At 29.3% G+C, this 557-nt stretch carries 1 protein-coding gene; it reads left to right on the plus strand.

The window, feature by feature from the left end:
• The first annotated feature begins 215 nt into the window (after window positions 1-215).
• Window positions 216-482, plus strand: a complete 267-nt coding sequence (locus AC4AGG_RS16760) for a DUF6922 domain-containing protein (RefSeq protein WP_489773163.1) — start codon at window positions 216-218, stop codon at window positions 480-482.
• Window positions 483-557 lie beyond the last annotated feature (75 nt).

The following is a 557-nucleotide window of genomic DNA, read 5'->3' on the forward strand; positions in this document are numbered from 1 at the left end:
GATAAATAGAAATGTATTTGAATAGAATATTATCAACAAGTATTTTCTTCTTCCCAATAAACGACCGTTTCTTGAAACTAAAAAAATCTACCACTCTCCTCTCCTATTTTAGTTCCTTTTTCCGTTTTATTTAATAGTTTTGATAATTAAGATTTTATGAAACGACCAATTCATATAATTATTGGAACAATATGTTGTATAGAAATTCTATATATTTGTATAAAGCATTGAGTAAAGTGTTAGAAAATAGTATTCATATTAGCCATCCAGATTTTTCTAAGGTTCCAAAATATTTGTTTTGGGATACAGATTTTGATGCAATTGATTGGAGAGCAAAATATATTGCCGTTATTAGACGGGTGTTTGAGCGTGGAGATGAGATTGCCAAAGAAGAAATTAAGAAATTCTATGGAGAAGAATTGGTTAGCAAAACTCTTTCAAAAACACCTATCCGACCAATGAGACTTTATATCAATAAATAATGCTGTACTACTCTACTGTTTCCCCAAATTTAAAAGAAGCTTTAGCAGAATTATCGAACTCTGATATTTTTAAGG

It is taken from the genome of Chryseobacterium sp. CG10_8 (genome assembly GCF_058117085.1).